This window comes from Anaerotalea alkaliphila, from assembly GCF_010179735.1.
Classification (GTDB): domain Bacteria; phylum Bacillota; class Clostridia; order Lachnospirales; family Vallitaleaceae; genus Anaerotalea; species Anaerotalea alkaliphila.
In genome coordinates, this window is the sequence record NZ_JAAEEH010000059.1 from 1 (window position 1) to 9,583 (window position 9,583).

The following is a 9,583-nucleotide window of genomic DNA, read 5'->3' on the forward strand; positions in this document are numbered from 1 at the left end:
CTACCTTTCTGATAGCGGCCACCTCGATGTATTGTATTTTGTCGCATGAGGTTCATTGTACACCATGACCGGAAGTGGGACATAATCATTTGCGTTACAATAGGACATTATCATATGTGAATCAGACCTGTCAAACGGTTCCGGTTTTCCTTCTTGACATTTCGTTAAAAAAATATTAAAGTATACCTAATTGCATCGCTTGGTTTTCTAAGCTCAAGGATCCGTTCTGAGAGCAAGGTGGCCGTCGGACGTGCTGTGGACTCCCCTGGGACCCTTTTTGCCCTGGGGCCAGTTTCTTGCCGCCTTCGAACCCCTTGTATCCCAGGATACAAGGGGTTTTTCACTTATATGGTATGCTGTGGAGGTACATGATGGAACAACGAATCGAATCGGACGCATTGGGGACCCTGGCCGTGCCCCGGGAGGCCTGGCATGGGATCCATACCCAGCGGGCCCTGGAGCACTCCTCCCTGACGGGGGACCGGGTCCACCCTGCCCTCGTCAAGGCCCTGGTCCTGGTGAAACAGGCCGCCGCCATGGTAAACGGGAAGCTGGGCCTCCTCCCGCCGGAGGTTGCCAAGGCCGTCTCCGACGCTTGTGACAAAGTTTTGACGGAGGACTGGCGCCACGCCTTCCCCCTCCATCCCCTCCAGGGGGGAGCCGGCACCTCCACCAACATGAACGTGAACGAGGTCCTGGCCAACCTGGCCATCCACCTCCTGGGCGGGGAAAAAGGGGACTATGGCCTGGTCCATCCCCTGCGCCATGTGAACTGCTCCCAGAGCACCAACGACGTCTATCCCACCGCCATGCGGATCGCTGCCATCCAACAGATCCGCTCCCTGGCGGACGCCCTGGCCCGGCTCCAGGAGAGCCTCCAGGCCAAGGAGGCGGCCTTCGACCGGGTGCTGAAGCTGGGCAGGACCCAGTACATGGACGCGGTCCCCGTGACCCTGGGCCAGGAGTTCGGGGCCTACGCCCGGGCCGTCGGCCGGGACCGCTGGCGGATCTACAAGGTGGAGGAGCGCCTTAGGGAGGTGAACATCGGGGGGACCGCCGTGGGCACCGGCCTGAACGCCCCGGTGGAGTACATCTACCGGATGACCGACACCCTCCAGCAGGTCACCGGCCTGGGACTGGCCAGGAGCGACTACCTGATGGACACCACCCAGAACATGGACGTCTTCGTGGAGGTCTCCGGCCTCCTGAAGAGCTGCGCGGTGAACCTGGTGAAGGTAGCCAACGACCTGCGGCTGCTGGCCTCCGGTCCCCGGGGGGGCCTGGGGGAGATCCGCCTGAAGCCCCTCCAGGCCGGTTCCTCCATCATGCCGGGTAAGGTGAACCCCGTCCAATGCGAGATGATTGTCCAGGTGGGCTACACGGTCATGGGGAACGACCTGAAGATCACCCAGGCGGCTTCGGCCGGCGTCCTGGAGCTGAACCCCTTCGGCCCCTTGATCATCCACAGCCTCCTGGAGTCCCTGGAGCTGCTGACCCAGGGTGTGGAGCGCTTCAGGGTGCACTGCATCGAACCCCTGGAGGCGGACGAGGCCCGCTGCCGAAAGCTGCTGGACCGTTCCTACGCCATGGCCACCGCCCTGTCCGGGCACCTGGGCTACGACCGGGCCAGCCTGCTGGCCAAGGAGGCCCTGGAGCAGGACGTCTCCCTGGAGGCCCTGGCGGTCTCCCAGGGTCTCCTGACCGCCGACGAGGCGGCCGCCATCTGCAACGTCCACGAAGTCACGAAACCTGGAATTCCAGGGAGGAGGAAACCATGAGCCTGAACAGCACCCCCAAGGCCAACCGGCTGCACATCGCATTCTTCGGCCAGACCAACGCCGGCAAGTCCAGCCTGGTGAACGCCATCACCAACCAGTCCATCGCCCTGGTCTCCGAAATCAGCGGCACCACCACCGACCCGGTCTACAAGGCCATGGAGCTCCTGCCCCTGGGTCCGGTCACCCTCATCGACACCGCCGGCCTGAACGACCTCTCCCCCCTGGGGAACCTGCGGAAGGAGAAGACCCTGGAGGTCCTCCACAAGACCGACGTGGCCCTGCTGGTCCTGGACGGGGAATCCCCGGACTGGGAATTCGAGCTGGAGCTGATGGAAACCCTTCGGAGCCGGAAGCTTCCGGTCATCGGCATCCTCAACAAGGTGGACCAGGCTCCGGACCATCCGGACCAAAAGGCCCGGGCGGAGGCGGCCTTCGGCATCCCCTTCCATCCCGTGTCCGCCCGGACCGGGGAGGGCATCGAGGCCCTGAAGGAGACCATCGCCCGCTCCGTCCCCGAGCAGGAGGACAAGTTCAGGATTGTGGGGGACCTGGTGCGCCCGGGGGACTTCGTGGTCCTGGTGACCCCCATCGACAAGGCCGCCCCCAAGGGCCGGCTGATCCTGCCCCAGCAGCAGACCATCCGGGACATCCTGGAAAGCGACGCCATCGCCGTGGTCACCAAGGAGTTCGAGCTGCGGGAGACCTTGGAGAAGCTGGGCCGCAAACCGCGGATGGTCATCACCGACTCCCAGGCCTTCCTGAAGGTGGCTGCGGACACCCCCAGGGACGTCCCCATGACCTCCTTCTCCATCCTTTTCGCCCGGCACAAGGGGGACCTGCCCAGCCTGGCCAAGGGGGCGGGACGGCTCCACAACCTTCGGGACGGGGACAAGGTCCTCATCGCCGAAGGCTGCACCCACCACCGGCAGTGCGACGACATCGGCACGGTGAAAATCCCCCGCTGGATCCGCCAGGCCACCGGGAAGGAGCTGCTGTACGAGCACGTCTCCGGCACCTCCTTCCCCCCCAACCTCCAGGAGTTCTCCCTGATCGTCCACTGCGGAGGCTGCATGCTGAACACCAAGGCCATGCACCACAGGATCGACATCGCCGGGGAGCAGGAAGTGCCCATGGTGAACTACGGGGTCCTGATCGCCTACATGCACGGCATCCTGGACCGGGCCCTGGAGCCCTTCCCCCTGGCCAAGATGGTCTACGAGGAGGAATGCGCGAAGGGAGGTCCCGTCCATGCCTGAGCAGCAGAACCGCATCGGGGTGGTGGGCATCGTCCTGGAGGACCCCGGCTCCACCCTGCGCCTGAACGAGATCCTCCACGAGCACGCCTCCATCATCTCCGGACGGATGGGCATCCCCCAGGTCCGGGGCCGGGACGTGAACGTGATTTCCCTGGTGGTGGACGGAACCACCGACGACATCGGGAGCCTCACCGGCAAGCTGGGGACCCTCCCCGGCGTCAGCGTGAAAAGCGCCCTTTCCAAGAAGACCTATCCCCTTTAACCATCCCCTTCAACCCATAGATCATGAAGAGAACCCAGGAGGAACCCATGAAAAAATTCATCGACGACCAAAAGATCAACGCGCTGCTGGAGCAGGGCAAAACCGCCACCAAAGGGCAGCTGGAAGCCATCATCGCAAAATCCCACAACCTGGAGACCCTCTCCCTGGAGGAAGTGGCCGCCCTGCTCCAGTGCGAGGACCGGGAAATCTGGGAGAAGGTCTACGCCACCGCCAGGCACATCAAGGACAGCATCTACGGGAACCGGGTGGTCATGTTCGCCCCCCTCTACGTCTCCAACCATTGCGTGAACGGCTGCACCTACTGCGGCTACAAGTGCGGCAACAAGTTCAGCCGCCGGCTGCTGACGGACGAGGAAATCCAGCGGGAGGCCCGGATCATCGAGAACATGGGCCACAAGCGGATCGCCCTGGAGGCCGGGGAGGATGACAAGAACTGCCCCATCGACTACATCCTCCACGCCATGGACGTGGTCTACAAGACCAAATCCGAGAACAACGGCAGCATCCGCCGGATCAACGTGAACATCGCCGCCACCACCGTGGAGAACTACCGGAAGCTGAAGGACGCGGGCATCGGGACCTACATCCTTTTCCAGGAGACCTACCACGAGGAGAGCTACAAGGCCTACCACCCCACCGGACCCAAGTCCGACTACCTCTACCATCTGACGGCCATGGACCGGGCCATGGAGGGGGGCATCGACGACGTGGGCATCGGCGCCCTCTTCGGCCTCTACGACTACAAGTTCGACGTGATGGGCCTGATGATGCATCGGGACCACCTGGAGGAGGTCTTCGGGGTCGGCCCCCACACCATCTCCGTCCCGCGGATCCGCAAGGCCGAGGATGTGGCCGCCGAGACCTTCCCCCACAGCGTTTCCGACGAGGAGTTCGAGCGTCTGGTGGCGGTGATCCGGCTGGCGGTTCCCTACACGGGCATCATCCTCTCCACCCGGGAGGATGTGGCCATGCGCGAGCGGCTCATCGACCGGGGCGTGTCCCAGGTCAGCTCCGGCTCCAAGACCGACGTGGGCGGCTACAGCGAGGAGAACATGGTCAGCCAGTTCGAGACCGCGGACGAGCGCCCCACCGGGGAGGTCATCCATGCCCTCCTGGAAAAGGGCTTCCTGCCCAGCTACTGCACCGCCTGCTACCGGGCGGGCCGGACGGGGGACCGCTTCATGCAGGTGGCCAAGTCCGGGAACATCCACAACCTCTGCCATCCCAACGCCATGATGACCCTCCAGGAATACCTGGAGGACTACGCGGACGACAGGCTGAAGGCCCTGGGCGAGAAGGTCATCGCCGAGAACGTGGACAGGATCCCCAATGAAAAGATGCGCGAGAACACCGTGGAGCGCCTGGCCCAAATCAAAGCCGGCCAGCGGGACCTGTTCTTCTAGGACGCCAAATGGTACGGGGGGACGGTTCTTCTGTACCATTCTGTCCGGGATGGAACAGAAGAACCGTCCCCCCGTACCAACCCGCCACGCCATCGCAGAAAGGAAACACATGGACAATCAAATGGAACAGATCCTGGAGACCCTGGTCTCCACCCGAATCCTTTCCCCGGAGGACGCCGTCCTCTTCCTGGAGGGCTTGGACAGCCGGCCGGACATCGAGGAGTCCCTCTACCAGGCGGCCCACCGGACGCGTCTGGCCACCTACGGGACCGACGTCTACCTCCGGGGCCTCATCGAGTTCAGCAACTATTGCACCGCCAACTGCAACTACTGCGGCCTCCGGGCGGAGCAGGACATCGAGCGCTACCGGCTCACGGAGGAGGAGATCCTGGCCCAGGCCGGGGCCGCCTACGACTACGGCTACCGGACCTTCGTGCTCCAGAGCGGGGAGGACCCCTGGTACACCCGGGAGCGGGTGGTTTCCATCGTCCGGGGAATCAAGGAGAGGGCCCCCGAAGCCGCGGTGACCCTCTCCATCGGGGAGAAGAGCCGGGAGGATTTCCTTGCCTTTAGGGAGGCGGGGGCGGACCGCTACCTCCTCCGCCACGAGGCCTACTCCAAGACCCTTTACGACAGCCTCCATCCGGACATGTCCTACGAGCACCGGATCGGTAACCTGCGGGAGCTGAAGGGGCTGGGCTTCCAGACCGGAGCGGGCTTCATGGTAGGGGTGAAGGGCCAGACCACCGAGGACCTGGCCCAGGACCTGGCCTTCCTCCAGGACCTCCAACCGGACATGGTGGGGATCGGCCCCTTCCTGCCCGCCGGGGGGACCCCTTACGCCCAGGAACCTGCAGGGAGCGTAAAGACCACCCTCCGGCTCCTGGCCGTGACCCGGCTCCTTCTCCCCCATGTCCTGCTGCCCCTGACCACGGCCCTGGTTTCCCTGGATCCCGAGGTCCGGGCCACCGGCTTCCATGTGGGGGCCAACGTGCTGATGCCCAACATCACCCCGGGGGCGGGGGGCCTCAAGTACAAGCTCTACGAGAACAAGCGCTTCGTGGAGGGCCTCCATCCCCAGCGGATGGCGGAGCTTGAGGCAAAAATCGAGGCCGCGGGCTACACCATGTCCATGGAACGGGGGGATGTGCGAAGATGAGCAAGATCCAATGGAGGCCGGGGAACATGGTCTACCCCGTGCCCGCCGCCCTGGTGAGCTGCGGAGCCGACCCGTCGGAATGGAACCTGGTGACGGTGGCCTGGACGGGCACGGCCTGCAGCGACCCGCCCATGACCTACATCTCCCTCAAGCCCAGCCGCCACTCCTTCGACCTGGTCTTGCGGACGGGGGAGTTCGTGCTGAACCTGACCACCGCGGACATGGCAAGGGCCACCGACTTCTGCGGGGTACGGTCGGGAAGGGACCTGGACAAGTGGGAGGCCACCGGCCTGACCCCCCTTCCCGCCACCCATGTGAAGGCCCCCCTGGTGGCTGAAAGTCCGATGAACATCGAGTGCCGGGTGACCCAGGTCCTCCCCCTGGGCTCCCACCACATGTTCCTGGCGGAAGTCCTGGCGGTCCACGTGGACGACCGTTTCCTGGACGGGAACGGGAAGTTCCATCTGGACAAGGCGGACCCCATCTGCTACAGCCATGGCCAATACCATCCCCTGGGGAAATCCCTGGGCAAGTTCGGTTGGAGCGTGGAGAAGAAGAAGAAAAGGAAGAAATGATGCGGGGGGACGGTTCTTCCGCATCATCCATTCCCTGTTTTTTGCAATTTTCGGCGATTTGATGTATAATGGTGGAAGAAACCTCGCCAACATGCAGTAAATTCTGAAAACAATGGGAGGCATCATATGGCTAAGGCAACATTGAATGCAAAGAACAGGACACTCGTCGGAACCGGAAAATCCAAACAAATGCGGGCAAGCGGACAGGTGCCCGGCATCCTCTATGGAGGGCACATGGAAGTCCAACCGATCGTATTGGACAAGTCCGAAGCGGAAAAATTCGTCCAAAGCCACAATGTGGGCGCAAAGGTGTTCGTGCAGCTGGAGGGCAAGGAAGTCATGGCCCTGCTGAAGGACGTCCAACGGAACGTCTTCGGCAACAGCCTTCTCCACATGGACCTGCAGGCCCTGACCGCGGGCGAGAACGTGAAGCTGGCGGTCCACCTCAACTTCACGGGCAAGGAGCAGCTCTCGCCGGACTCCATCGCCCAGGAGCTCCTCCACGAGCTGGAGATCGAGACGACGCCCCAGTACATGATGGACAGCATCGACGTGGACGTCTCCAAGCTGACCTTCGGGGACACGCTGAAGGTGGCGGACCTGCCCATCATGCAGGATCCCAACATCAAGGTCCTGTCGGACCCGGAGACGGCCCTCTTCACCTTGGTGGCCAAATCGGTCTACAAGGAAGAGCCCAAGGAAGGGGAGGAAGCCCCCTTGTTTGCCCCTCCCTCCTCGAAGACCGAAGAGAAAACCGCAGAATAGGACGGCGCTCCATGCAAGGAGCCGCAAATCCCCGGATTTGCGGCTCCTTTTTTGATGCGTTGGGAAGGGATGCGCATTTGGGGACAGTCCCCAAATGCGCATCATCCCAACTTCCAATAGGCCATCCCGTAAGGTCCCAGCCGGACCCCTCCCTCCAGAATCCCCGCCGCTCCGGTCAGGAGGTCGGTGCCCGCCCCCCCATGCCCCGGAAGGGGCACGAAGACTTCCCTGTCCTCCCCGTTCAGGGCCACCAGCACCGTCTCCCCTTCCCAGCGCCTGGACAGGACGAACTGGCCGTTGCTCAGATGCACCCTCCCGTAGTCCCCGTGCCGGAGGGCCTTTTGCTCCCTCCGGATCCGGGCCAGCAGCCGGAGCAGGTCCGTCAGACCGTTCCATTCCGGACGGTCGAAGGCCGGACGCAGGGCGGCGTCGGAGCCTTCCTCCCGTACCCCCTCCACTCCCCACTCGCTGCCGTAATACAGGCAGGGGATCCCCGGCATCCCGAACAGCAGGCCGTACAGCAGGGGCAGATGTTCCCTTTTCTTCAGGATGCTGGCCACCCGGGTGACGTCATGGTTGTCCCCGAAGGTCAGGAGCTCCGTTGCCGGGTAGATGCCCGCCTGCCGCTCCAGGCTGTGGGCAATCTCGAAGAAATTCAGGTCGTTGAGGCTGGAATGGAGGCCCTTGCAGCACTCGTAGTTGGTGCAGCTGTCCAGCCCTCCGCCGTCCAGGATCTCCCTGTAGTCCCCATGGATCATCTCCCCCACCAGGAAGAAGTCCTCCTTCAGCCCCCGGCAAAAGGAGGACAGCCGCCGCAGGAACTCCCGGTCCATGCAGTAGGCCACGTCCAGCCGCAGCCCGTCGATGCCGAACTCCTCCACCCACATGCGGACTGCGGCGAAGAGGTGCTCCACCACGGCTGGGTTGCCCGGATTGAGCCGCACCAGTTCCTCGTGGCCCTCCCAAGCCTCGTACCTGAAGCCGTCCCCAAAGCGGTTGTCCCCGCTGAAATCCAGAAAGAACCAGTCCTTCCAGGCGGACCCCTCCCCGTGCCGAAGGACATCCTGGAATGCCCAGAACCCCCTGCCCACATGGTTGAACACCCCATCCAGAACGACCCGGATTCCGCTCCCCTGCAAGGCGCCGCACACCTCGGCTAAATCCTGGCGGGTGCCCAGCCGGCAATCCACCCGGAAATAGTCCCGGGTGTCATAGCCGTGCCGATCCGACTCGAAGACCGGAGAAAAATACAGGGCGTCCACCCCCAGCCCCTTCCAATGGGGAATCCAATCCAGCACCTTGCGGATCCTCCCCACGGTGTTCCCGTCATTTTCCCCGGGTGCCCCGCAGAATCCCAGGGGATGGATTTGATAAAACAGACTTTCCTTAGCCCACATGTTGGCCTCCTTCGCATATCGCGCATTTTATTATACATACCGTTAGGTATATTGGCGGTGGAAAAAAAGGGCTTTCGCCCTTTGTCACGAGAAGATCCCGTGCATGAACTGATGGACCATGTTCCTTGCGGCCTCCCCGTCCAGGGAGCCCTGCCCCCGGTACCACAGGGCGATCCGGGCGTTTGCCAGCGCCATCAGGCTGATGGCCAGGCTGGCCTCCTTCCCCCGCAGGTTGGTGTGGAAGGCGGCGATGTCCTCGAACAGGCCCTTCATGATCCCGTACTGTTCCGCCTCGTAGGGCTGGGCAAGCCTGCCTGTGCTCTCCGTCTGGGGAGCCAGGAACAGGGACAGGGCCATCCGGTAGAACGACGGATTTTCCTCCGCAAACCGGAAATAGGCGCGGACGGTTGCCAGCAGGACGGGCTGCACGTCCTCTTCGTAGGTTGCGGGATGGGGGACGTACGCGGCCGCTTGGCGGAGCACCCGGTGCAGACGGCCGTACCCTTCCTCCAGGATTGCCTTGAACACACCCTCCTTGCTTTGGAAGAAATGGTACAGCGTGGGCTTGGTGATCCCTGCCGCCCGGACAATCTCCGCCACCCCGACCGCATCGTAGCCCCGTTCGGAGAAAAGCTGCAGCGCGGATTCCAGTATGCTGTTCTTGCTGTTGGTTTGACGGCTCATGGGAGGATTATATACCAATCGGTATAGGATGTCAAGAAGCAGTTGCAATCCTGTTCAAGTCGAACGCCGGCGCGATGGCCTCGTATTTCGCCGGTTCTACAGGTCGATGCCGAAGTATTCCACCGCATTGTTGTAGCAGATGTCCCGCACCACGCACCCCAGGAATTCCATGTCCCCCGGGTACTCGCCATTCTCCACCCATTCCCCGATGAGGTTGCAGAGGATCCTCCGGAAGTATTCGTGCCGGGTGTAGGAAAGGAAGCTTCTGGAGTCCGTCAGCATG

At 62.9% G+C, this 9,583-nt stretch carries 10 protein-coding genes; 7 read left to right on the forward strand and 3 right to left on the reverse strand.

All coding sequences use genetic code 11. The annotated features are described in order from the left end of the window. Window positions 1-371: 371 nt before the first annotated feature. From GXN74_RS13580 to GXN74_RS13610, 7 genes are all read left to right on the forward strand, one after another. Complete coding sequence (locus tag GXN74_RS13580; RefSeq protein ID WP_484476979.1) at window positions 372-1,778, forward strand: aspartate ammonia-lyase; 1,407 nt, start codon at window positions 372-374, stop codon at window positions 1,776-1,778. Next, window positions 1,775-3,034 carry a [FeFe] hydrogenase H-cluster maturation GTPase HydF gene (gene hydF / locus GXN74_RS13585; RefSeq protein ID WP_162371484.1) on the forward strand — a complete coding sequence of 420 codons (1,260 nt, stop codon included), beginning with the start codon at window positions 1,775-1,777 and terminating at the stop codon, window positions 3,032-3,034. The genes GXN74_RS13580 and hydF overlap by 4 nt, the downstream gene beginning before the upstream one ends. Next, on the forward strand, window positions 3,027-3,296 hold the full coding sequence (locus GXN74_RS13590) for a TM1266 family iron-only hydrogenase system putative regulator (protein ID WP_162371485.1): 270 nt from the start codon (window positions 3,027-3,029) through the stop codon (window positions 3,294-3,296). The genes hydF and GXN74_RS13590 overlap by 8 nt, the downstream gene beginning before the upstream one ends. Before the next feature lie 47 nt (window positions 3,297-3,343). Next, on the forward strand, window positions 3,344-4,720 hold the full coding sequence (gene hydG / locus GXN74_RS13595) for a [FeFe] hydrogenase H-cluster radical SAM maturase HydG (protein WP_162371486.1): 1,377 nt from the start codon (window positions 3,344-3,346) through the stop codon (window positions 4,718-4,720). 109 nt (window positions 4,721-4,829) lie between these two features. Continuing rightward, the gene (gene hydE, locus GXN74_RS13600) at window positions 4,830-5,879 is read left to right on the forward strand and encodes a [FeFe] hydrogenase H-cluster radical SAM maturase HydE (RefSeq protein WP_212505823.1); all 1,050 of its coding nucleotides are present in this window, start codon (window positions 4,830-4,832) and stop codon (window positions 5,877-5,879) included. Continuing rightward, a complete protein-coding gene (locus GXN74_RS13605; RefSeq protein WP_162371487.1) occupies window positions 5,876-6,454 on the forward strand; it encodes a flavin reductase family protein in 579 nt (192 codons plus the stop codon). Before hydE ends, GXN74_RS13605 begins: the two co-directional genes overlap by 4 nt. 126 nt (window positions 6,455-6,580) lie before the next feature. Further along, a complete protein-coding gene (locus GXN74_RS13610; RefSeq protein ID WP_162371488.1) occupies window positions 6,581-7,219 on the forward strand; it encodes a 50S ribosomal protein L25 in 639 nt (212 codons plus the stop codon). Between the two features lie 101 nt (window positions 7,220-7,320). Here the strand turns inward: GXN74_RS13610 and GXN74_RS13615 are convergent, their stop codons facing one another. The 3 genes from GXN74_RS13615 to GXN74_RS13625 form a co-directional block, all read right to left on the reverse strand. Continuing rightward, window positions 7,321-8,616, reverse strand: a complete 1,296-nt coding sequence (locus tag GXN74_RS13615) for an alpha-amylase family glycosyl hydrolase (RefSeq protein ID WP_162371489.1) — start codon at window positions 8,614-8,616, stop codon at window positions 7,321-7,323. 84 nt (window positions 8,617-8,700) lie between these two features. Beyond that, entirely contained in the window at window positions 8,701-9,300 is a 600-nt protein-coding gene (locus GXN74_RS13620; RefSeq protein WP_162371490.1) for a TetR/AcrR family transcriptional regulator, read from the reverse strand. A gap of 96 nt (window positions 9,301-9,396) precedes the next feature. After that, window positions 9,397-9,583 (reverse strand): glucuronate isomerase (locus tag GXN74_RS13625; RefSeq protein ID WP_162371491.1); only part of this gene is annotated, 187 nt, incomplete at its 5' end.